The sequence below is a fragment of the Micromonospora sp. USAFONa4 genome (assembly GCF_057197825.1).
The window spans coordinates 6,311,932-6,337,506 of sequence record NZ_CM170072.1 but is presented as its reverse complement, the minus strand read 5'-3'; the positions used below and the strand labels follow the sequence as shown (position 1 = coordinate 6,337,506).

The window sequence follows — 25,575 nt, the reverse complement described above, 5'->3', positions numbered from 1 at the left end:
GGTCACGAGTCGGAGCCTTCCAGGGCCATCCGGACCAGGCCTGCGACGTCGAGTTCGTGGATCTGCGCCTCGGGCGCGGCCGGGGCGGCGGACGCCACGGCCGGCGGACCGGCGCTCGTGCGGGCCAGCTGGAGCAGCTGGTCGAGCAGACCCGTCCGCCGCAGCTCGTCCAGCGGGATCGCGGCGAGGGCCTGGCGGACCGACTCCTCGTCGCCGTCCTCGCCGAACTCCCCGTCGCCGTCGGCGAAGAGCTCCTCGTACAGGTGGTCGGCCAGGCCGGCCGGCGTCGGGTAGTCGAAGACGACAGTGGTGGGCAGGTCGTGGCCGGTGGCCGCGGTGAGCAGGTTGCGCAGCTCCACGGCGGTGAGCGAGTCGAAGCCGAGGTCCAGGAAGCCCCGGTCCGTCTCGATCACGTCGCCGGAGGAGTGGCCGAGCACCTTCGCCGCGTCGACGCGCACCATCTCCAGCAGCGCGGCCCGCCGCTCGTCGCCGGGCAGCGCCCGCAGCTCGGCGAGCAGGTCCCGGGCGACGGGCGCGGAGGCGTCCGGCGCGTCGGCGGGGGTGACGGCCAGCTCGCGTACGGCCGGCAGGTCGGCCAGCAGCGGGCTGGGCCGCAGCGAGGTGAACAGCGGCGCGAAGGTGGCCCAGTCGACGTCGGCGACGGTGACGCAGGTGTCGCCGGCGGCCAGGGCGTGCCGCAGCCCGGCCATGGCCACGCCGGGCGGCATCACCCGCAGGCCGCGGCGGCGCAGCTGCTCCGCAGCCCCCTCGGTGTACATCCCGGACTCGGTCCACGGCCCCCAGGCGACGGAGGTGGCCGCCAGGCCCCGGCCGCGGCGCCGCTCGGCGAGCGCGTCCAGGTAGGCGTTGCCGGCCGCGTACGCGCCCTGCCCGCCGCTGCCCCACACCGCCGAGATGGACGAGAAGAGCACGAACGCGTCCAGGTCGACGCCGTCGAGCAGCTCGTCGAGGTGCTCGGCGCCGGACAGCTTCGGGGCGATGACGTACGCCAGGTCCTCCAGGGTGGTGTCGGCCAGCGGCACCACCTCGCTGACCCCCGCGGCGTGCACCACCGCGCGCAGCGGCGGTCCCTCCCGCCCGAGGTCGGCCAGGAGCTCGGCCACCGCGTTGCGGTCGGCGGCGTCGCAGCGGGCGACCCGGCAGTCCACCCCGAGGCCGGTCAGCTCGGCGAGCAGCTCGGCGGCGCCGGGGGTGTCGGTGCCCCGCCGGCTGGTCAGCACGACCCGTTCCGCGCCGGCGCCGGCCACCCAGCGGGCCACGTGCCCGCCGAGCGCGCCGGTGCCGCCGGTGATCAGCACCGTGCCCCGGGGCTGCCACGGCGCGGGGTCCCCGTCGGTGACGGCGGGGACGAGCCGCCGCACCAGCACCCCGGACTCGCGGACGGCGAGTTGGTCCTCCACGCCGCCGCCGGTGAGGATGCCGCCGAGCCGCATCGCGGTCCAGGGCTCGAGGTCGGTGGGCAGGTCGACCAGACCGGCCCAGCGGGTGGGCTGCTCCAGCGCGGCCACCCGGCCCAGGCCCCACAGCATCGCCTGCCGCGGGTTGGCCGGGACGTCGCCGTCGCCGACCCCGACGGCACCCTGGGTGACGGACCAGAGCCGGGCCGGGGCGTCGAGGTCGACGAGCTGCTGGAGCAGGTGCACGGTCGCGGCGAGGCCGCGCGGCAGCGTCGGGTGCTCGGCGTGCGGGGCGTCGTCCAGGCCGAGGAAGGAGAGGATCGACAGCGGCCCCCCGTCCTCGCCGAGTGCCTCGGTGAGCACGTCGGCGAACCCGCCGCACAGCTCGTCGGGGTCGGCGCCGGTGTCCACGGGCACGATTGTCACGTCGGTGCCGAGGGCCCAGGTGCAGGAGTTCAGGTCGGGGTCGTCGGCCCGGTCGGCGGGCAGCAGCACCAGCCAGCGGCCGGGGTCCTGCTCCTGCGGGGTCTCCTCGATGGGCTCCCAGACGACCCGGTACCGGCTGCCGTCGACCAGGGACCGTTCCCGGCCGCGCCGCCGCCAGGCGGAGAGGGCGGGCAGCACCGTCCCGAACGGCTGGTCGCGGTCGACGTCCAGGTCGCGGGCCAGCGACTCGAGGTCCTCGGCCTCGACGGCCGCCCAGAAGCGGCGCTCGACGTCGGTGCGGTCGTCCTCGGCCGCCAGGCTGGCCCACGGCGGCGGCTCCGGCCAGTAGCGCTGCCGGTCGAACGTGTAGGTGGGCAGGTCGACCCGCTGCGCGCCGGTGCCCGCGTAGAGGGCGAACCAGTCCGGGGAGACGCCGTGGGTGTGCAGCGCGGCGACCGCCCGCAGCAGGGTGGTCGGCTCGGGGCGGTCCCGGCGCAGGGCCGGCACGACCAGCGGGGCCCGGCCGCCGGTCGGGGTGCCCTCGGCCAGGACGGCCTGGGCGAGGGCGGTGAGCACCCCGTCCGGGCCGATCTCGACGTAGCCGGTGACGTTGCGCTCCCGCAGCGCCACGACGGCGTCGGCGAAGCGCACGGCGTCGCGGGCGTGCCGCACCCAGTACTCCGGCGTGCCGATCTCCGCCGCGTCGACCGGCGCGCCGGTGACGGTGGAGATCATCGGGATGATCGGGTCCTGGTAGCGCAGCCGTCCGGCCACGGCGGCGAGGTCGTCGAGCACCGGTTCCATCAGCGGGCTGTGGAACGCGTGGCTGACCGTCAGCCGCCGGATCCGGACGCCCCGCGCGCTCCACTCGGCGGCCAGCTCCTCGACGGCGTCGCCGGCCCCGGACACCACGACGGCGGCGGGACCGTTGACGGCGGCGACGGAGACCCGGTCGGCGCGGTCGCCGAGCCCGGCGGTCACCTCGGCCTCGGTGGCGGCGATGGCGAGCATCGCCCCGCCGGCCGGCAGCGCCTGCATCAGCCGGCCCCGGGCGGCGACCAGCTCGGCGGCGTCGGCCAGGGAGAGCACCCCGGCGGCGTGGGCGGCGGCGAACTCGCCGATGGAGTGCCCGGCGACCGCGTCGGGGCGCACCCCCCACGCCTCGAACAGCCGGAACAGCGCCACCTCGACGGCGAAGAGCGCCGGCTGGGTGAATTCGGTCCGGTCCAGCGCCTCGGCCTCTGCGGTGTCGGGCTCGGCGAAGAGCAGCGGCTTCAGCGGGCGGGGCAGGTGCGGGTCGAGTGCGGCGCAGGCCTCGTCGAGCGCGGCGGCGAAGACCGGGAACGCCTCGGCCAGCTCGCGACCCATCCCGGCCCGCTGCGCCCCCTGCCCGGAGAACAGGTACGCCACCTTCGGCCGGGACGCGGCCACGCCGGTGACCACCAGCGGCGAGTCCTCACCGGCGCCGAGGGCGCGCAGCCCGGCGCCCAGCGCGATCCGGTCGGTGGCCAGCACGACGGCCCGGTGCTCCAGGGTGGCCCGGGAGACCGCCGACGACCAGCCCACGTCGACCGTCCGGGGGGCCTCCAGCCCGGTGAGCTGCTCGGCCCAGCGGTCCGCCTGGGCGGCCAGCGCGACCGCCGTACGTCCCGACAGCAGCACCGGCACCACCGGCAGCCCGGCCGGCTCCCCGGTCGGCGGCTCGACGACGGACGGCTCCGGGGCCTGCTCCAGGATGGTGTGCGCGTTGGTGCCGCTGATGCCGAACGAGGAGACGGCCGCGCGGCGCGGGTGGTCGGTGACCGGCCACGGGCGGCCCTCGCCGAGCAGCTCGACCGCGCCGACGGACCAGTCCACCTGGTCGGTCGGCTCGTCGACGTGCAGGGTCTGCGGCAGGTAGCCGTGCCGCAGCGCCAGCACCATCTTGATGATCCCGGCGACGCCGGCGGCGGCCTGCGTGTGCCCGATGTTGGACTTGATCGAGCCGAGCCAGAGCGGCTGGTCGGCGGGCCGCTGGCCGTACGTGGCGAGCAGGGCCTGCGCCTCGATGGGGTCACCGAGCTTGGTGCCGGTGCCGTGCGCCTCGACGGCGTCCACGTCGGCCGGGGTGAGGCCGGCGTTGGCGAGCGCCTGCCGGATCACCCGCTGCTGCGACGGCCCGTTCGGGGCGGTCAGGCCGTTGGAGGCGCCGTCCTGGTTGACGGCGCTGCCCTTGATCACGGCGAGCACGGGGTGGCCGTTGCGGCGGGCGTCGGAGAGCCGCTCGACGAGCAGCAGGCCGAGGCCCTCGCCCCAGCTGGTGCCGTCGGCGGCGGAGGCGAACGCCTTGACCCGGCTGTCCGGGGCGAGGCCCCGCTGCCGGCTGAAGCCGACGAACACCCCGGGGGTGGACATGACGGTGACGCCGCCGACGAGGGCGAGGGAGCACTCCGAGCGGCGCAGCGCCTGGCAGGCCCAGTGCAGCGCGACCAGCGACGACGAGCAGGCGGTGTCCACCGAGACGGCCGGCCCCTCCAGCCCGAGGGTGTACGACACCCGGCCGGAGAGCACGCTGCCGGCGTTGCCGGTCATCAGGTGCCCCTCGGCGCCCTCGGCGCTGAACATGAGGTTCCGGTAGTCCTGGTAGTTGGTGCCGACGAAGACGCCGGTGGGGCTGCCGCGCAGCGCGTGCGGGTCGATCCCGGCCCGCTCGATCGCCTCCCAGGACGCCTCCAGCAGGAGCCGCTGCTGCGGGTCCATGGCCAGGGCCTCGCGGGGGCTGATGCCGAAGAAGCCGGCGTCGAAGTCGGCGGCCCCGGTGACGAATCCGCCCTCGCGGGCGTAGCTGGTGCCCTCCTTCTCCGGGTCGGAGTCGAAGAGCCGGTCGAGGTCCCAGCCCCGGTCGGTGGGGAACTCGCCGATCGCGTCGCCGCCGGCGGCGAGGAGCTGCCACAGCTGCTCCGGGGTGTCCGCCCCGCCGGGCAGGCGGCAGCTCATCGCCACGATGGCGATCGGCTCGTCGTCGGCCGGTGCGGCCGGGGCGGGGGTGGCCACGTCCGGGGCGGCCCCGGTGAGCAGCTCGTCGAGGTGCGCGGCGAGCGCCGTCGGGTTCGGGTAGTCGAAGGCGAGCGTCGCGGGCAGCCGCAGGTCGGTGGCGGTGGCCAGGAAGTTGCGCATGTCCACGGCGGTCAGCGAGTCCAGGCCGAGGTCGCGGAAGGGCAGGGTGGCCGGGATGTCGTCGGCCGCGCCGTAGCCGAGCGCGGTCGCCGCGCACTGGCGGACCAGCTCCAGCAGCGTCGCGGCGCGCTCCGCCGCGGCGAGTCCGGCGAGCCGCCGCGCCAGGGCCGACGGCACGTCCGTCGCCTCCTCGGCGGCCTCCTGCGGGGCCGGGCGCGTCGCCTCGCGTACCTCTTCGAGGTCGCCGATCAGCGGGCTGGGCCGGACCAGGGTGAACGCGGGGGCGAAGCGGGACCAGTCGATGTCGGCGATCAGGGTCGTGGTCTCGCCGCGCCGCAGCGCCCGGGCGAGGGCCTCGACGGCCAGGTCGGGGTCCATGCCGAGCATTCCGCCCCGGCGCAGTCGCTGCTGGGCACGTTCGTTGTCGGCGGGCAGGCCGGCCCCGCTCCACGCGCCCCAGGCCACCGAGAGGGCGGGCAGGCCCTCGGCCCGGCGCCGCTCGGCGAGGGCGTCGAGGAACGCGTTGGCCGCCCCGTACGCGCCCTGCCCGGCGTTGCCGGTGGTGCCGGCGACCGAGGAGAACAGCACGAAGGCGTCCAGGTCGAGGTCGCGGGTCAGCTCGTCCAGGTGGACGGCGGCGGCGCACTTGGGTGCGGCGACGGTGTGCAGGCGCTGCGCGGTGACGGTGTCGACGATCCCGTCGTCGAGGACGGCGGCGGTGTGCAGCACGGCGCTCACCGGTGCGTCGGCGGGTACGGCGGCCAGCAGGTCGGCCACCTGCGCCCGGTCGGCGACGTCGCAGCGGGCCACGGTGACCCGTACGCCGAGGTCGGTCAGCTCCGCCTCCAGTTCGGCGGCGCCCGGGGCGTCCGGGCCGCGCCGGCTGGCCAGCAGGACGTGCGCGGCGCCGGAGCGGGCCGCCCAGCGGGCCAGGTGCCCCCCCAGCCCGCCGGTGCCGCCGGTGATCAGCACGGTGCCGCGCATCCGCCAGGTGCCGTCGACGGCGTCGCCGGACGCGGTCGGCTCGGGTTCGGTGAGCCGGGTGAGCCGGCGGACGAAGACCCCGGATTCGCGCACGGCGAGCTGGTCCTCGTCGCCACCGAACCGCTCCGCGCCGTCGTCGTCGCCGAACTGGTCGGCGCCACCGCCGAACGGGTCCTCGCCGCCGGCGCCGAGCGCCGCGCAGAGCAGGGCGCCGGCCTGCGCGTCGAGGGTGTGCGGCAGGTCGAGCAGGCCGCCCCAGCGGGCGGGGTGTTCGAGGGCGACCGCGCGGCCGAGCCCCCAGACGGCGGCGGCGACGGGGCTCGGCGCCGGGTCGTCGGCGCTGACCGCGACGGCTCCCCGGGTGGCGCACCACAGCGGCGCCTCGACGCCGAGCGCCCCGAGCGCCTGCACCAGCAGGGCGGTGCCCGAGACGGCCAGCGAGGTCGCCGGGTGCTCCGGGTGCGCCCGCTCGTCCAGGCCGAGCAGGGAGAGCACGGCGACGGGTCCGTCCGGGCCGGCGAGCGCGGCGCGCAGCGGTTCGGCCAGCGCCGCCGGGTCGTCGGTGGCGTCCAGTTCCACGGGTACGACGTCCGCGCCGAAGTTGCCGAGCGCCGACAGCACGTCGGCGACCAGGGGGTCCCCGGCCAGCGCCGCGGGCACCGGGACGAGCCAGGTGCCGGCGAGCCAGGTCAGCGGCAGGTCGGGCACGGCCTGCCAGGTGACCCGGTAGCGCCACCGGTCGAGGTCCGGCTCGCCGTCGGGCGCGGCGAGGAAGACCGGCGGGGCGGGCCAGTACCGGTGGTGGTCGAAGGCGTACGTGGGCAGGTCGACGGTGGGCGCGGCGGGCAGGACCTTCGTCAGGTCGACGGGCAGGCCGATGGCGTGCGCCGCGGCGAGGTTGGTCAGCAGCCGGGTCGCGTCGTCGTCGTCGCGGCGCAGGCTGCCCAGGGTCTGTCCGGAGACGCCGGTGTCGTCGAGGATCGCCGTCACCGGCATCGTCAGCACCGGGTGCGGGCTGATCTCCACGAACGTGGTGTGCCCGGCGGCGACGGCCACCCGCACCGCCGTGTCGAAGAGCACCGTCCGGCGCAGGTTGTCGTACCAGTAGTCCGCGCCCATGGCGATCGGGTCGGCCCAGTCCCCGGTGAGGGTGGAGACCAGGCGGGTGTGGCCGACCTGCGGCGTCACGTCGGCCAGGTCGGCGCGCAGCTGCTCGGCGACCTCCTGCACGGCGGGCGAGTGCGACGCGTAGTCCACGGGGATCAACCGGGCCCGGACCCCCTGGGCCTGGCACGCCTGCACCAGGTCGGCGACGTGCTGCGGCGGGCCGGAGACCACGACGGTGGACGGGCCGTTGACCGCCGCCACCCCGACGCCGGGGAAGGCCGGCAGCCGCTCGGCGACCGCGTCGGCCGACAGGTCCACCGACGCCATCGTGCCGGTGCCGCGCAGCACGGTCAGGGCGCGGGAGCGCAGCGCCACCGCCTTCGCGGCGTCCTCCAGGCTGAGGATGCCGGCCACGCACGCCGCGCCGATCTCGCCCTGCGAGTGGCCGATCACCGCGGCCGGGGTCACCCCGGCGTGCTGCCACACCGCGGCGAGGGCCATGCCGACGGCCCACAGCACCGGCTGCACGACCTCGACCCGCTCCAGCCACGACTCGTCGTCGCCGGTCAGCACCGACACCACGTCGACGGCGAGGTGCGGGTCGAGGGCCCGCTGGCACTCGGCCAGCTTCGCGTCGAACACCGGCGTCCGGCCGACCAGGCCGGCGGCCATCCGCGCCGACTGCGCGCCCTGACCGGGGAAGACGAACACCGGGCCCGCGCCGGGGCCCGACGCCACCCCGCTGACCACGTTCCCGGCGGGCAGGCCGGCCGCGACCGCGTCCAGCCCCGCCAGCAGCTCGTCGGCGGTCGAGCCGACCACGGCGGCGCGGTGGTCGAACGTCGACCGGGTGGCCGCCAGGGACCAGCCCACCGCGGCCGGCTCCAGCCCGTCGCGCTGCCGCAGGTGCGACGCGAGCCGGGCGGCCTGCCCGGACAGGGCGGCCTTCGACCGGGCCGACACCGGCCAGAGGAGCGCGTCGGCCGCGACCAGCCCGGGGGCGGAGTCGGCGCGGCGCTCCTCGGCCGACTCGTCCGGCTGCTCGATGATCACGTGCGCGTTGGTGCCGGAGATGCCGAACGAGGAGACGGCGCCCCGCCGCGCCCGGCCCGTCTCGGGCCACGGCCGGGCCTCGGTGGCCAGTTCCACCGCGCCGGCCGTCCAGTCGATGTGCGGGGACGGGGCGTCGACGTGCAGCGTCGCCGGGACGACGCCGTGCCGGATGGCGAGCACCAGCTTGATCACCCCGGCCACGCCGGCGGCGGCCTGGGCGTGGCCGATGTTCGACTTCACCGAGCCGAGCAGCAGCGGCGGGGCGTCCCCCCGGTCCTGCCCGTACGTGGCGATGAGCGCCTGCGCCTCGATCGGGTCGCCCAGCTTGGTGCCGGTGCCGTGCGCCTCCACGACGTCGACGTCGGCGGTGGAGAGCCTGGCGGAGGCGAGGGCCTGGCTGATCACCCGCTGCTGCGCCGGCCCGTTCGGGGCGGTCAGCCCGTTCGACGCGCCGTCCTGGTTGACGGCGGTGCCGCGGACCACCGCGAGGACGTGGTGGCCGTTGCGGCGGGCGTCCGACAGCCGCTCGACCAGCAGCCAGCCGACGCCCTCGGAGAACCCGGCGCCGTCGGCGCTGGCGGCGAACGACCTGCACCGCCCGTCGGTGGAGAGGGCGCGCTGCCGGCTGGATCCGATGTAGAGGCCCGGGGTGGCCATCACGGTCACCCCGCCGGCCAGCGCCAGGTCGCACTCCCCCGCCCGCAGCGCCTGCACCGCGAGGTGCAGTGCCACCAGCGACGACGAGCAGGCCGTGTCGATGGAGACGGCCGGCCCTTCGAGCCCGAGGGTGTACGACACCCGGCCCGACGCGACGGCCGCCGCGCCCCCGGTCATCGAGTGCCCCTCGTCGCCGTCCGGCGACATCATCAGCAGGGTCCCGTAGTCCTGCCCGTTCGTGCCGACGAACACCCCGGTCCGGCTGCCGCGCAGCGAGGCCGGGTCGATCCCGGCCGCCTCGACCGCCTCCCAGGACGTCTCCAGCAGCAACCGCTGCTGGGGGTCCATGGTCAGCGCCTCGCGGGGCGAGATGCCGAAGAAGGCGGAGTCGAAGTCCCCGGCCCCGTCGACGAACCCGCCCTCCCGGGCGTACGAGGTGCCCGGGTGGTCGGGGTCGGGGTGGTACAGGCGCTCCAGGTCCCAGCCCCGGTCGTCGGGGAAGGGCGTGACCGCGTCCCGGCCGTCCCGCAACAGCTCCCACAGGTCGTCGGGGTTGCGCACCCCGCCCGGCAACCGGCAGCTCATCGCCACGATCGCCACCGGCTCCAGTTCCTGGGACTGTGCCTCACTGAGCCGGCGGCGGGTGTCGTGGAGATCAGCCATGACCCGCTTGAGGTAGTCGCGGAGCTTGTCTTCGTTGGCCATCGGAGTGCCGCTTCCTCGAAAGGGACGGGAGAGAGCTGGAGCTGGAAGGTCAGGAGATGCCGAGGTCCTTGTCGACCATCGCGAACAACTCGTCGTCGGTGGCGTCGTCGAGGTGCCGGCCGATGTCGGCGCCACCGCTGTCCTGGGCGAGCCGGGACAGCATCGCCTGCAGGCGTACGGTGGCCCGCACCCGGGCCGCCTCGTCCCGCGCCACCACGTCGAGGCTGTCGGCGATCCGGTCCAGATCGTCGAGGAGGGCGGTCGGGGTGACCACGTCGTCGTGGGCGACCTCGGCGAAGAGGTACTCCGCCAGGGTCGTCGGGGTCGGGTAGTCGAAGACCAGGGTGACCGGCAGGGCCACGCCGGTGGCCGAGCCGAGCCGGTTGCGCAGCTCGACGGCGGTCACGGAGTCGAAGCCCAGCTCCCGGAACGCCCGGTGCTCGTCCACCGACTCGGCGGACGGGTAGTTGAGCACGGCGGCGACCTGGCTGCGGACCAGGCCGAGCAGCACGGCGAGCCGCTCGGCGGCGGGCAGGCCGGCGAGCCGGTCCTGCAACGTCTCCGGGCCGTCGCCGGCCTCCACGCTGGCCACCTGCTCGGCCGCGGCGAGCCGCCGCACGTCCGGCAGGTCGCTGATCAGCGGGCCGGGCCGGGTGGCGGTGAAGGCGACGGAGAACCGTTCCCAGGCGATGTCGGCGATGGTCAGGAACGCCTCGCCGTGGTCCACGGCCTGGTGCAGCGCGGCGATGGCCGCCTCGGGGGTCATCTCGGGTACGCCGTGGCGGTGCAGCAGCTCGCCGAGCGGCCCGTCGGCCATGCCGCCGCCGGCCCACGCCCCCCAGGCGATGGAGGTGGCGGTCAGGCCGAGGCCACGCCGGTGCTGGGCGAGGGCGTCGAGGAACGCGTTGCTCGGGGCGTAGTTGCCGACGCCGGAGCTGGCCACGCTGCCGGCGAAGGACGAGAACATGATGAACGCCGACAGCTCGTGGTCGAGGGTCAGCTCGTGCAGGTTGTACGCGACGTCGACCTTGGCCTGGAGCACCCGCTCGATCTGCTCCGGCCGGATGTCGTTGATCATGGCGTCGTCGAGCACGGCGGAGGCGTGCACGACCGTGGTGAGCGGGTACTCGGCGGGGATCGCGTCGATCAGGTCGGCCAGCGCGTCCCGGTCGGAGGCGTCGCACTCGACGACGGTGGCCTGAGCGCCCAGCTCGGTGAGGTCGTCGACGAGCTGCTGCGCGCCCGGCGCGGCCATGCCCCGCCGGCTGACGACCACGATGTTCTCCACGCCGCTGCGGGCCAGCCAGCGGGCGGCGTGCCCGCCGAGCGCGCCGGTGCCGCCGGTGACCAGCGCCGTGCCGTACGGCTGCCACGGGTTCGCGGGCTGGCTCTCGCCGAGCGGGACCCGGGTGAGCCGGCGGGCGAGCAGGCCGCCGGGGCGTACCGCGATCTGGTCCTCCTCCCCGGCTCCGGTGAGGGCCGCGACCAGCAGGTCGGCGCAGCGCTCGTCGACGGCCTCCGGCAGGTCCACGAGACCGCCCCAGCGCTGCGGGTGCTCCAGCGCGGCGACCCGGCCGAAGCCCCAGACCAGCGACTGCACCGGGGAGCGCAGCAGGTCGGCCATGCCGACGGACGCGGCGCCGGAGGTGACGCTCCACATCGGGGCGCGCAGGCCGAGGTCGCCCAGGGCCTGGAAGAGCGCGACGGTGGCGGCGAAGCCGCCGGGCACGGACGGGTGCAGCGGGTGGGCCAGCTCGTCGAAGGCGAGCAGCGAGACCACACCGGTCACCTCGGCGGCGGCGTCGTCGCCACCCGGCGCGGCGGCGAGCGCCTCCTGGAGCAGCTTGCCGAACTGGTCGCGGTCGACGTCGGGGGTGGAGACGGGCACCGGGACGAGCGTCGCGCCGGCCGCCGCGAACGCCTCGACGCAGGCGTCCTGCCAGGGCTCGATGATGTCGCCGGTGGGCAGGACGACGACCCAGGTGCCGCTCATGCCCCGGTTGGCGACGCCGGGCAGCGGCTTCCAGGTGTCCTGGTAGCGCCAGCCGTCGATGTCGGACTGGCGGCGCCGCTGCCGACGCCAGGAGGTGAGCAGCGGCAGGGCCGGCAGCAGCGCGTCGAGGACCTCGTGGGCCGGGGTGTCCTCGGTGGCGATGGTCTCGGCGAGGGCGGTGACGTCCCCGCGTTCCACGGCCGCCCAGAAGCTCGTGTCGCTGGGGTCGCCGCCGGTCGCGCCCTGGAGCAGGCTCTGCAGGTCGGGGCCGCCGCTGCCGTCCAGCCAGAACCGCTGGTGGTCGAAGGCGTACGTGGGCAGCGGCGCCACCTCGGTCTCGGCGAGGACGTTCGCGAGGTCGACGGGCAGGCCGATGGCGTACGCGGTGGCGAGATTGGTCAGCAGCCGGGTCGCGTCGTCGTCGCCGCGGCGCAGGCTGCCCAGGGTGTGGCCGGTGACGCCGGTGTCGTCGAGGATCGCCGTCACCGGCATCGTCAGCACCGGGTGCGGGCTGATCTCCACGAACGTGGTGTGCCCGGCGGCGATCGCCGTCCGGACGGCCGCGTCGAACCGCACGGTGCGGCGCAGGTTGTCGTACCAGTAGTCCGCGGTCATCGAGGCCGGGTCGACCCAGTCCCCGGTGAGCGTGGAGACCAGGCGGGTGTGGCCGGCCTGCGGGGTGACGTCGGCCAGGTCGGCGCGCAGCTGCTCGGCGACCTGCTGCACGGCCTCGGAGTGGGAGGCGTAGTCCACGGGGATGAGCCGGGCGCGCAGGCCCTCGTCCTGGCACGCCGCGACGAGGTCGGCGACGGGCTGCGGCGGGCCGGAGACCACGACGGTGGACGGGCCGTTGACCGCCGCCACCCCGACACCCGGGAACGCCGGCAGGCGCTCGGCGACCGCGTCGGCCGACAGGTCCACCGACGCCATCGTGCCGGTGCCGCGCAGCACCGCCAGGGCGCGCGAGCGCAGCGCCACGGTCCTCGCGGCGTCGTCCAGGCTCAGGATGCCCGCCACGCAGGCCGCGCCGATCTCGCCCTGCGAGTGGCCGACGACCGCGTCCGGGACGACGCCCGCCGCGCGCCACACGGCCGCGAGGGCGATGCCGACGGCCCACAGCACGGGCTGCACGACCTCGACCCGCTCCAGCCACGACTCGTCGTCGCCGGTCAGCACCGACACGAGGTCCACGTCCAGGTACGGGGCGAGGGCCCGCTGGCACTCGGCCAGCCGCGCGTCGAACACCGGCGTACGACCGACCAGGCCGGCGGCCATCCGCGCCGACTGCGCACCCTGGCCCGGGAAGACGAAGACGGGGCCGGCGCCGGCGCTGGTGACCGTACCGGTGACGAGGTTGCCGCCCGGGTGGCCGGCGGCGAGGGCGTCCAGCCCGGCGAGCAGCTCGTCGGTGCCGAGGCCGACCACGGCGGCGCGGTGGTCGAACGTCGAGCGGGTGGTGGCCAGCGACCAGCCGACCGCCGCCGGGGCGAGGTCGCCGTGCTCGCGCACGTGCCGCGCGAGCCGGGCGGCCTGCCCGGCGAGGGCGGAGCGCGACCGGGCCGACACCGGCCAGAGGGTCACGTCCGAGCCGACCAGGCCGGGGCGTCGCGCGGGCTCGACGGCGGTGGCCTCGACGGCCTCGTCGCCGTCCACGGACGCCGGCTCGGCGACGCGCGGCCGGTACTCCTCCAGGATCACGTGCGCGTTGGTGCCGCTGACGCCGAACGACGAGACGCCGCCGCGGCGGGGGCGGTCCAGCTCCGGCCACGGCTTGGACTCGGTGAGCAGGGAGACCGCCCCGGCGGTCCAGTCCACGTGCGGGGATGGCTCGTCGACGTGCAGGGTCTCCGGCATGACGCCGTTGCGCAGCGCCATCACCATCTTGACCAGCCCGGCGACGCCGGCGGCGCTCTGGGTGTGGCCGATGTTCGACTTCACCGAGCCCAGCCACAGCGGCCGGTCGGCGGGCCGGTCCTGCCCGTACGTGGCGATGAGTGCCTGCGCCTCGATGGGGTCGCCGAGGGTGGTGCCGGTGCCGTGCGCCTCGACCATGTCGACGTCGGCGGTGCCGAGCCGGGCGTTGGCGAGGGCCTGCCGGATGACCCGCTGTTGGGAGGGGCCGTTCGGGGCGGTGAGCCCGTTGGACGCGCCGTCCTGGTTGAGGGCGCTGCCCCGGATCACGGCGAGGATCGGGTGGCCGTTGCGCTCGGCGTCGGCAAGCCGCTCCACGACGAGCACGCCGCCGCCCTCGCCCCAGCCGGTGCCGTCCGCGCCGGCCGCGAAGGCCCTGCACCGGCCGTCGACGGACATGCCGCGCTGCCGGGAGAAGACGACGAAGACGCCGGGGGTGACCATGACGGTGACGCCACCGGCGATGGCGAGGTCGCACTCGCCGCGGCGCAGCGCGTTCACGGCGAGGTGCAGGGCCACCAGCGAGGAGGAGCAGGCGGTGTCGACGGTGACGGCGGGGCCGTTGAGGCCGAGGGTGAACGAGATCCGGCCGGACGCGACGCTCGTGGTGTTGCCGGTGCCGATGTACATGTCGACGCCCTCGGGCACGTGCGGCAGACCCATGCCGTAGTTCGAGGTGCTCAGCCCGACGAAGACGCCGGTGGAGCTGCCGCGCAGCGACAGCGGGTCGATGCCGGCCCGCTCGATGGCCTCCCAGGACGTCTCCAGCAGCAGCCGCTGCTGCGGGTCCATGGCGAGGGCCTCACGCGGCGAGATGCCGAACAGCGACGGGTCGAAGTCACCGGCGCCGTCGAGGAACCCGCCGATGCGCGTGTAGCTCTTGCCCGGCTTGTTGGGGTCGGGGTCGTAGAGCGCCTCCAGGTCCCAACCCCGGTCGTCGGGGAACTCGGTGAGCGCGTCCCGGCCTTCGGCGACGAGGTCCCACAGTGCTTCCGGCGACCGGACCCCACCGGGGAAGCGGCAGCTCATCGAGACGATGGCCAGGGGTTCCTGGTCGCGCGCCTCGACGGTCTGCAGCTTGCGCTTGGTCTCGTGCAGGTCGGCGGTGACCCGCTTGAGGAAGTACCGCAGCTTGTCATCGCTCATCGGGGGGCACCTGCCTCGATTGGAAGGTTGGTCATCTCAGGAGATTCCAAACTCTTTGCTGATGAAGTCGAAGATCTCGTCGTCGCTGGCCGAGTCGAGGTCGGGCCGGTCCGGTTCGGCGGCGGGTCCGGCCGCCAGGTCGGACGCCTTGGCGAGCAGGTCCTGCATCCGGGCGGTGAACCGGGCCCGGGCCGCCGGGTCGAGCGGGATGGCGTTGAGCAGGCTCTCCACCGTGTCGATGCCCTGGAAGAGCGGCTGCGTGGAGGGCGCCGCGTCGGCGGCGATCTCGCTTGTCAGCTTCTCGGCGAGCGCGGTCGGCGTCGGGTAGTCGAAGACCAACGTCGCCGGCAGCCGCAGCCCGGACAGGCCGTTGAGCCGGTTGCGCAGGTCGACGGCGGTGAGCGAGTCGAAGCCCAGGTCGGTGAAGAGCCGGTTCGGGTCGACGGCGTCGGCGCCAGCGTGGCCGAGGACGGCGGCGATGTTCGCCCGCACCACGTCGAGCACCACCTTGAGCCGCTCCGGGCCGGCCAGGCCGGCGAGCCGCTGGCTGAGCTGCACCCCGCCGGAGCGGGCGCCGGTGGCGTCGACGGAGCGCCGCAGCGGCACCCGGACCAGGGCCCGGAGCATCGGCGCGAGGGTGCCGGCCTCGGCCTGCCCGCGCAGCGTCCCGACGTCCAGGCGCATCGGCACGACGGCCGCCGCGTCGAGCCGCCACGCGGCGTCGAAGAGGTTCAGCGCCTGCTCGGTGGCGAGGCCGGCGGCGCCCTGCTCGGCCATCCGCCGCACGTCGTCGTCGCCGAGGTGGCCGGTCATGCCGCTGGCCTGCTCCCAAAAGCCCCACGCGAGCGAGATGCCGGCGAGCCCGCGGGCCCGGCGGTGCGCCGCGAGGGCGTCGAGGAAGGCGTTCGACGCCGCGTAGTTGGACTGGCCGGCGCTGCCCAGGGTGGCCGCCGCCGAGGAGAAGAGGACGAAGGCCGCGAGGTTCGCGTCGGCCGTGAGGCGGTGCAGGTGCCACGCCGCGTCGATCTTCGGCACGGCGACCGCGTCCACCCGTTCGGGCGTCATCGACTCCAGCACGCCGTCGTCGAGGACACCGGCGGCGTGCACCACGGCGGTGAGCGGGTGCGCCGCGGGCACCCCGGCCAGCAGCGCCGACAGGGCGTCGGAGTCGGCGGCGTCGCAGGCCGCGACGGTCACCTCCGTACCGGCGCCGGCGAGCTCGGTGACGAGGTCGTCGATCCCCTCGGCCGCCGCGCCGCGCCGCCCGGCCAGCAGCAGGTGCCGCACGCCGTGGGTGGTGGCGAGGTGGCGGGCCAGGATGCGGCCCAGCACGCCCGTGCCGCCGGTGATCAGCACGGTGCCGTCCGGGTCGATCCCACCGGGCAGCGGCTCCACGCCGGCCGGGACCCGCCCGAGCCGTGGCGTGCGCACCTGCCCGGCCCGCACGGCGAGCTGCGGCTCGCCGGAGGCGATCGCGGCGGCCAGCGCGGCGGCGCTGTCCGGGGTGTCGTCGAGGTCGACGAGCTGGCACCGGCCCGGGTGTTCGAGCTGGGCCGTGCGCAGCAGACCCCAGACCGGGGCCTGGCGCAGGTTGACCACCTGCTGCTCGCCCGCCGCGACCGCGTCGCGGGTGACCAGCACCAGCCGGGACTCGGCGAACCGGTCGTCGGCGAGCCAGGTCCGCAACGCGGCGAGGGTACGGTGCGTGGTGGCCCGCGCCTGCCCGGCCAGCGCCGGGTCCGTCGGGTCCCCCGCGTCGCCGATCGGCACGATCACCGCCTCGGGCGCCGGCTCACCCCCGGCGAGCAGGTCGCCCAGCGAGTCGAGGCCGACGTCGGTACGCACCCGGGCACCGGCCGCCTCGCAGGCGGCGCTGAGCGCCAGGTCGTCGCCGAGCGCCACCCAGCGGGTGGCGGCCGGCACGGGCCCGGTGGGCACCGGCAGCGCCGGCCAGTCCACCTGGAACAGCGACTCGTGCCGGCCGGAGCGGGCCGCGCCGAGCGAGTCGCCGGAGACCCGGCGCATGATCAGCGAGTCGACGTGCAGCACCGGGGCGCCGGTGGCGTCGGCCACCTGGAAGGAGACGCCGACCTCGCCGGCGGCGGCGACGCGTACGCGCAGGGCGGTGGCCCCGGCGGCGAGCAGCGACACCCCGGTCCAGGCGAACGGCAGGCGGGGCACGGTGGCGTCGGCGCCGTCGCCCATCCGGCCAAGGAAGCCGCCGATCGACATGGCCTGCAACGCGCCGTCCAGCAGGGCCGGGTGCACCCCGAAGCGGCCGGCCTCGGCGTGGTGGTCGGCGGGCAGTTCGACCTCGGCGAAGACCTCGTCGTCGCGGGTCCACGCGGCGCGCAGGCCCCGGAACGCCGGGCCGTACCCGAAGACGGTCGCCTCGATGCCGGAGTAGAAGTCGTCGGCCTCGACGCGCGTCGCGCCGGGCGGCGGCCACACCCCCAGGTCGAAGGCGGGCGCGGCGTCGGCCGCCTGCGGACCGAGCAGGCCGGTGGCGTGGCAGGTCCAGGCGACGTCGGCCAGGATCTCGTCGGAGCCGTCCCGGTAGGGCCGGGAGTAGAGCTGGACGGTACGCCGCCCGTCGTCGTCCCGGTCGCCGACCATCAGCTGCACCTGGAGCGCGCCGAGTTCGGGCAGGACGAGCGGGGCGAGCAGGGTCAGCTCCTCCACCGTCGGGCAGCCGGCCTGCTCACCGGCGTACGTGGCCAGCTCGACGAAGGCGGTGCCGGGCAGCAGGATGTTGTCCATCACCCGGTGCTCGCCGAGCCACGGGTGGGTACGCACCGACAGCCGCCCGGTGAAGACCATCCGCTCGCTGTCGGGGAAGGTCAGCGTGGCGCTGAGCAGCGGGTGCCCGGCGTCCTGGAGGCCGGCGGAGCTGACGTCCTGCGCCCGGTGCAGCGGCGGCTCGACCCAGTACCGCTGGTGGTCGAAGGCGTACGTGGGCAGCGCCACGACGTCGGTCCCGGCGAGGACCGTGCCCAGGTCGACGGGCAGGCCGATCGTGTGGGCGGTGGCGAGGTTCGTCAGCAGCCGCGTCGCGTCGTCGTCACCGCGGCGCAGGCTGCCCAGCGTGTGCCCGCTCGCGCCGGCGTCGTCCAGGATCGCCGTCACCGGCATCGTCAGCACCGGGTGGGGGCTGATCTCGACGAACGTGGTGTGCCCGGCGGCGACGGCGACGCGGACGGCGACGTCGAACTGGACGGTCTGCCGCAGATTGTCGTACCAGTAGGCGGCAGTCATCGAGGACGGGTCCACCCAGTCCCCCGTCAGCGTCGACACCAGCCGGGTGTGGCCGGCCTGCGGGGTCAAGTCGGCGAGGTCTGCGCGCAGTTGCTCGGCGACCTCCTGCACGGCGGCCGAGTGGGAGGCGTAGTCCACGGGGATCAGTCGGGCGCGCACCCCGTCGGCCTGGCACGCCTCCACGAGGTCGGCGACCGGCTGCGGCGGACCGGACACCACGACGGTGGACGGGCCGTTGACGGCCGCCACCCCGACACCCGGGAACGCCGGCAGCCGCTCGGCGACCGCGTCGGCGGAGAGGTCGACCGAGGCCATCGTGCCGGTGCCCCGCAGCACGGTCAGCGCCCGCGAGCGCAGCGCCACGGCCTTCGCCGCGTCCTCCAGCGACAGGATCCCCGCCACGCACGCGGCACCGATCTCACCCTGCGAGTGACCGACCACCGCGGCCGGGGTCACCCCGGCGTGCTGCCACACCGCGGCGAGGGCCATGCCGACGGCCCACAGCACCGGCTGCACGACCTCGACCCGCTCCAACCACGACTCGTCGTCACCGGTCAACACCGACACCAGGTCCACGTCCAGGTACGGCGCCAGGACCTGCTGGCACTCCGCCAACCTGGCGTCGAACACCGGCGTACGACCCACCAGGCCGGCGGCCATCCGCGCCGACTGCGCACCCTGACCCGGGAACACGAACACCGGACCCGCCCCGTGGGGCGTGACGGTGCCGGCGACGACGTTGCCGGCCGGCGCCCCCGACGCCAGGGCGTCCAACCCCGCCAGCAGCTCCTCCAGGCTCGACCCGACCACGGCGGCCCGCTGGTCGAACGTCGACCGGGTCGTCGCCAGGGACCAGCCCACCGCTGCCGCGTCGACCTCGCCGCGCTCGCGGACGTACTCCGCCAGGCGGGCCGCCTGTCCGGTCAGGGCGCCCTTCGACCGCCCCGACAGCGACCACAGCACCGCGTCGGCGGTCACGAGCCCGGGGCCGGGCTCGGCCGGCGCCACGGCCTGCGGCTCGTCGGCCTGCTCGATGATCACGTGGGCGTTGGTGCCGGAGATGCCGAACGAGGACACCGCCGCCCGGCGCGGCCGGTCCACGGCCGGCCACGGCCGCGACTCCGTCGCCAGCTCCACCGCCCCGGAGGTCCAGTCGATGTGCGGGGACGGCTCGTCCACGTGCAGCGTCGCGGGGACGAGGCCGTGCCGGATCGCCTGCACCATCTTGATCACGCCGGCGACACCGGCGGCGGCCTGGGCGTGGCCGATGTTCGACTTGATCGAGCCGAGCAGCAGCGGCCGGTCGGCGGGCCGCTCCCGCCCGTACGTGGCGAGCAGGGCCTGCGCCTCGATCGGGTCGCCGAGGGTGGTGCCCGTGCCGTGCGCCTCGACCACGTCCACGTCGGCGGTCGTCAGGCGTGCCGACGCAAGGGCCTGTCGGATCACCCGCTGCTGCGAGGGGCCGTTCGGGGCGGTCAGCCCGTTGGAGGCGCCGTCCTGGTTGATGGCCGAGCCGCGCACCACCGCGTACACGGTGCGGCCCTGCCGGCGGGCGTCGGAGAGCCGCTGCACGAGCAGCATGCCGACGCCCTCGGACCAGCCGGTGCCGTCGGCGGACGCGGCGAACGACTTGCACCGGCCGTCGGCGGCGAGGCCGCGCTGCCGGGAGAACTCGACGAACGCGGTCGGGGTGGCCATCACCATGACGCCGCCGGCGAGGGCCATGTCGCACTCGCCGCGCCGCAGCGCCTGACCGGCCCAGTGCAGCGCGACCAGCGACGAGGAGCAGGCGGTGTCCAGCGACACCGCCGGCCCCTCCAGCCCGAACGTGTACGCCACCCGTCCGGAGATGACGCTGCTGGTCATCCCGGTCAGCATGTAGCCCTCGGCGGCCTCCGGCGAGTACGCGAGCAGCGAGCCGTAGTCCTGGCCGCTGGTGCCGACGAAGACGCCGGTGCTGCTGCCCCGTACGTCGGCGGGGTCGATGCCGGCGGACTCGAAGGACTCCCAGGTGGTCTCCAGCAGCAGCCGCTGCTGCGGGTCCATGGCCAGGGCCTCGCGGGGCGAGATGCCGAAGAAGCCGGGGTCGAAGCGGTCGACGCCGCTGAGGAAGCCGCCGCCGCGGGCGTAGAAGGTGCCGGGGGCGTCGGGGTCGGGGCTGTAGAGGCTGTCGAGGTCCCAGCCCCGGTCGGTCGGCAGGTCGCTGATCGCGTCGACGCCGTCGACCACCAGCCGCCACAGGTCGTCGGGCGACCACACGCCGCCGGGCAGCCGGCAGGCCATGCCGATGATCGCGAGGGGCTCGTCGTCGCCGACCGGCACGGCGGTCGTCGTGGGTCGCACGGGCACCGGGGTGCCGGCGATCTCCGTACCCAGGAAGGCCGCCAGGTCGTGCGGGGTCGGGTAGTCGAAGACGAGGGTGGCCGGCAGCCGCATCCCGAAGGCGTTGTTGAGCCGGTTGCGCATCTCGACGGCGGTGAGCGAGTCGAAGCCGAACTCGCTGAACGCCCGGCGCGGCTCGATGGCCGCCGGGTCGGGGTAGCCGAGCACGGCGGCGGCCTGGCCCCGGACGATCTCGACCAGCGCGGCGGCCCGCTCGGCGTCGCCGAGCCCGGCGAGCTGCTGCACGAGCGAGGCGCCGGTGGTGGCCGCGGCGGCGCGCGCGGGCGTACGGATCAGTGCCCGGTACAGCGGCGGGATGCTCCCGCCGGCGAACTGCACCTTCATCGCGGCGAGGTCCAGCCGGGCCGGGACGAGCGCGGCGTCGGTGGTGCGGCAGGCCGCGTCGAAGAGGGCGAGCCCCTCCTCGGCCTCCATGGCGGCGACGCCGGAGCGGGAGATCCGGTTGAGGTGGACGTCGTCCAGCTCGGTGGTCATGCCGCTGCGGTCGGCCCAGAGGCCCCAGGCGAGGGTGAGGGCGGCGAGGCCGCGCGCCTTGCGGTGCTGGGCCAGCCCGTCGAGGAACGCGTTGGCGGCGGCGTAGTTGCCCTGGCCCGGGCCGCCGGCGGTGGCGGCCAGCGAGGAGTACGAGACGAACGCCTTCAGGCCGAGGTCGGCGGTCAGCTCGTGCAGGTGCCACGCGGCGTCGACCTTGGGCCGCAGCACGCCGTCCATCCGCTCGGGGGTGAGCGAGGAGATGACGCCGTCGTCGCGGACGCCGGCGGCGTGGATGACGGCGGTCAGCGGGTGCTCCGCCGGGATGCCGGCCAGCAGTTCGGCCACGGCGGCGCGGTCGGCGACGTCGCAGGCGGCGACGGTGACGCTCACGCCGCGCGCCTCCAACTCGGCGCAGAGCTCCGCGACGCCTCCGGCGGCGCGGCCGCGCCGGCTGGTGAGGATCAGGTGCCGGACGCCGTACGTGTCCACCAGGTGCCGGCTCATGAGCTGGCCGAGGGTGCCGGTGGCGCCGGTGATCAGGACGGTGCCGTCGGAGTCGAACGGGGCGGCCGGCGGCTCGCTCGGGGCGGGGACCCGGGTGAGCCGGGCGCCGGCGGCGACGCCCGCGCGGATCACGACCTGCGGCTCGTCGGTGGCGACGGCCGGGACGAGCGCGGCGGCGCAGCCGGCGATGTCGTCGACGTCGACCAGCACGAACCGGTCGGGGTTCTCCGACTGGGCGGAGCGGAGCAGGCCGATCACGGCGGCGCCGGCCAGGTCGGTCAGGTCGGTGTCCCATTCGGTGGCGACCGCGCCCGAGGTCAGCACCACCAGCCGGGAGTCCGTGTAGCGGTCGTCGGCGAGGAACTGCTGGAGCACGGCGAGCGCCCGGTGGGTCACCTCGGCGACGGCCCCGGGCACGTCCGCCGACGCGGGCGGGTCGAGGAACGGCACGACGAGCACGCCGGGCGCGCCCGTCCCGTCGTCCATGGCCGTGGCCAGGGCGGTCAGGTCGGCGTACGCCGCCACGGTCGTGCCGGTGGCGGCGACCGCGTCGGTGAGCGCCGCCACGTCGCCGATGACCGCCCAGTCGACGGTGGACGGGCCGGCGGGCAGCGCGAGCGGGGCCCACTCGACCCGGAACAGCGACTCGGCGCCGCCGCCGGAGGCGGTGCGGAGCTGGTCGGCGGAGACCGGCCGCAGGACCAGGGAGCCTACGGAGATGACGGGCGCGCCGGTGCCGTCGGTGAGCAGCAGCGAGATGCTGTCGGGGCCGGTGTGCGAGACCCGGACGCGGGCCGCCGCGGCGCCGGCGCCGTGCAGGGCGACGTCGTTCCAGGAGAACGGCAGCCGGCCGTACCCCGGGGGCATGTCCGCCCCGGACGGCTCCCCGGTCGGCGTGGTCAGGCCGAGGGTGTGCAGCGCCGCGTCGAGCAGGGCCGGGTGCAGGCCGTACCCGCCGGCCTCGGCGGCGGGGGCCTCGGGCAGCGCCAGCTCGGCGAAGAGGTCGTCGCCGCGCCGCCAGGCGGAGCGCAGGGCGATGAACGACGGGCCGTAGTCGTAGCCCTGGGCGGCGAGGTTCAGGTAGAGGTCGTCGGTGCCGACCTCGGTCGCGCCCGGCGGGGGCCAGGTGGTCAGGTCGGACCAGCCGGCGGGGCCGCTCGGCACGGCCGGGCCGCTGGCCAGCACGCCGCTGGCGTTGCGGGTCCAGGCCCGCTCGCCCTCGGCCGGCTCGCCGTCCGGGGCGGAGTGCAGCGACACGGACCGGCAGCCCGTCTCGTCCGCCGGGCCGATCCAGAGCTGGATGTCGACGCCCCCGGTCTCCGGCAGGATGAGCGGCGACTCCAGGGTGAGTTCGCGGACGTGGTCCGCGCCGACGTGCGCGCCCGCCTGGAGGGCGAGTTCGACGAAGCCCGTGCCGGGCAGCAGCACGGTGTCGAAGACGACGTGGTCGGAGATCCACGGGTGGGTACGCCGGGCCAGCCGACCGGTGAACAGGAAGCCCTCGGCGTGCGCGACGCCGACGGCGGCCCCGAGCAGGGGGTGCTGCGCGGGCCGCAGGCCGAACGCGGTGACGTCGCCGGTCCACCCGGCGCCCGCCTCGGGCCAGTAGCGCTGGTGCTGGAACGCGTACGTGGGCAGGTCCACCCGCCGGGCGCCGGTGTCGGTGAACCACGGCTGCCAGTCGACGGCCACCCCGTGCGCGTGCAGCTCGGCCAGCCCGGCCAGCAGCCCGTGCACGGCGGGCCGGTCCTTGCGCTGCACGGCGACGGCCAGCACGCCGTCGTCGCCGGGCAGGATGTCCGCCGCCATCGCGGTCAGTACGCTCTGCGGGCCGATCTCCAGGAACGTGTCCACGCCGGCGGCGCGCAGCGCGGCGACCCCGTCGGCGAAACGCACCGCCTGCCGGACGTGGCGCACCCAGTAGTCGACGGTGCGGATCTCGTCGGCGTCGGCGAGCGCCCCGGTCACGTTCGACACCACCGGCAACGCCGGCGCGGCGAACTCCAGCCCGTCGAGGACCGTCCGGAACTCGGCGAGCATCGGCTCCATCAGCGGACTGTGGAACGCGTGACTGACCGCCAGCCGGCGCGTGCGCGCGCCCCGGTCCTTCCAGAGCCGCTCCACCTCGTCCAGCGCCTCGACGGCGCCGGAGACGACCACCGACGTCGGCCCGTTCACGGCCGCGATCCCCACGTCGGCCAGGCCGTCGAGCGTGGCGAGGACGTCGTCCTCGGCGGCCGCGACGGCGAGCATCCCACCGCCGGCGGGCAGCGCCTGCATCAGCCGACCCCGCGCCGCGACCAGCGCCGCCGCGTCGGACAGGGACAGCACCCCGGCCACGTGCGCGGCGGCGACCTCGCCGATCGAGTGCCCGCCCACGAAGTCCGGTGTGATCCCGAAGGACTCCACGAGCCGGAACAGCGCCACCTCGACGGCGAACAACCCGGCCTGGGTGAACACGGTCTGGTCCAGCAGCTCCGCCTCGGCGGAACCCTCGGGCGCGAACAGCACCTCGCGCAGCGGGCGCGGCAGCAGCGCGTCGAGGTACACGCACACCTCGTCGAGCGCGGCGGCGAAGACGGGGAACTCGGCGTACAGCTCCCGGCCCATGCCGGCGCGCTGCGCGCCCTGGCCGGAGAAGAGCACCGCAAGCGTTCCCCGGCCGCCGGCCTGGCCCGTGACGACCGCGCCGGACGGCTCCCCGGCGGCGAGGGCGCGCAGCCCGGCCAGCAGGTCGTCGCGGCCGGTCGCGGAGACCACGGCCCGGTGGTCCAGGGTGGAGCGGGAGGTGACCGACGAGAACGCCACGTCCAGGGGGCGCAGGGTCTCGTCGGCGGCGATCCGGGCGGCCCAGCGGCCCGCCTGCGCGGCGAGGCCGGCCGCGTCCCGGGCCGACACCGGCACCGGCACGACCGGCCGCTCGACCACCGGCGCGACGGCGGCCGACGGGGGCTGCTGGGGCGCCGGGGCCTGCTCCAGGATGGTGTGCGCGTTGGTGCCGGACACCCCGAACGAGGAGACCGCCGAGCGGCGCGGGCGGCCCACCGCCGGCCACGGCGTCGCCTCGGTCACCAGCGACACCTCGCCGGCCGACCAGTCCACCTCGGGCGTCGGCTCGTCCACGTGCAGGGTGGGCGGCACGACGCCGTGCCGCATCGCCATCACCATCTTGATCACACCGGCGACACCGGCGGCGGCCTGGGCGTGACCGATGTTCGACTTGACCGACCCGAGCAGCAGCGGCGCCGAGTCCCCCCGGTCCTGCCCGTACGTGGCGAGCAGCGCCTGCGCCTCGATGGGGTCGCCGAGCCGGGTGCCGGTGCCGTGCGCCTCCACCACGTCCACGCCGCCGGCGGCAAGGCCGGCGTTGGCCAGGGCCTGCTGGATCACCCGCTGCTGCGACGGTCCGTTCGGGGCGCTCAGGCCGTTGGAGGCGCCGTCCTGGTTGACCGCGCTGCCCCGTACCACGGCGAGGATCGGGTGGCCGTTGCGCTGTGCGTCCGACAGCCGCTCCAGCACCAGGACGCCGACGCCCTCGGACCAGCCGGTCCCGTCGGCGGCGGCGGCGAACGCCTTGCACCGGCCGTCGGCGGCGAGGCCGCGCTGCCGGGAGAACTCGACGAAGGCGGCCGGGGTGCACATGGCGGTGACCCCGGCGACGATGGCCAGGGTGCACTCCCGCTGCCGCAGCGCCTGCCCCGCGAGGTGCAGGGCGACCAGGGACGACGAGCAGGCGGTGTCGATGGTGACCGCCGGCCCCTCCAGCCCGAAGGTGTAGGCGATCCGGCCGGACACCACGCTGCCGGCGTTGCCGGTCATCAGGTGCCCTTCGAGGCCCTGTGCGGCGCCCATCAGCACGGTGCCGTAGTCCTGGCCGGTGCTGCCGGCGAAGACGCCGGTGCGGCTGCCCTTCAGCGAGTGCGGGTCGATGCCGGCCCGCTCCAGGGCCTCCCACGAGGTCTCCAGCAGCCAGCGCTGCTGCGGGTCCATCGCCAGCGCCTCCCGGGGGGAGATCGCGAAGAAGCCCGGGTCGAAGTCGGCCAGGTCGTGGACGAAGCCGCCCTGCCGCGTGTACGACGTGCCGCTCTGCTCGGGGTCGCTGTCGTAGAGCGACCCGAGGTCCCAGCCGCGGTCCTCCGGGAAGTCGGAGACCACGTCCCGGCCGGACGCGACGACCTCCCACAGGTCCTCGGGCGACCGCACCCCGCCGGGGAAGCGGCAGCTCATGGAGACGATGGCGACCGGTTCCTGTTCACCGGCCTCCACCTCGCGCAGGCGCTGGCGCACCTGGTGCAGGTCAGCGGTGACCCGCTTGAGGTAGTCGAGAAGCTTCGCCTCGTCAGCCATGGACCGCGCACTCCTTGTGTTGACCCGTCGTCGCAG

At 75.9% G+C, this 25,575-nt stretch carries 3 protein-coding genes; all 3 read right to left on the bottom strand.

The features are described 5' to 3' along the window. Positions 1-2: 2 nt before the first annotated feature. From AC0OO9_RS27255 to AC0OO9_RS27245, 3 genes are read right to left on the bottom strand one after another with little or no spacing between them, the layout of a single operon-like run. Complete coding sequence (locus AC0OO9_RS27255; protein WP_484513372.1) at positions 3-9,506, bottom strand: type I polyketide synthase; 9,504 nt, start codon at positions 9,504-9,506, stop codon at positions 3-5. 49 nt (positions 9,507-9,555) lie between these two features. Next, positions 9,556-14,556 (bottom strand): type I polyketide synthase, encoded by a 5,001-nt coding sequence (locus tag AC0OO9_RS27250; RefSeq protein WP_484513370.1) that lies wholly within the window; start codon positions 14,554-14,556, stop codon positions 9,556-9,558. 36 nt (positions 14,557-14,592) lie between these two features. Then, positions 14,593-25,575, bottom strand: a complete 10,983-nt coding sequence (locus tag AC0OO9_RS27245) for a type I polyketide synthase (RefSeq protein WP_484518063.1) — start codon at positions 25,573-25,575, stop codon at positions 14,593-14,595.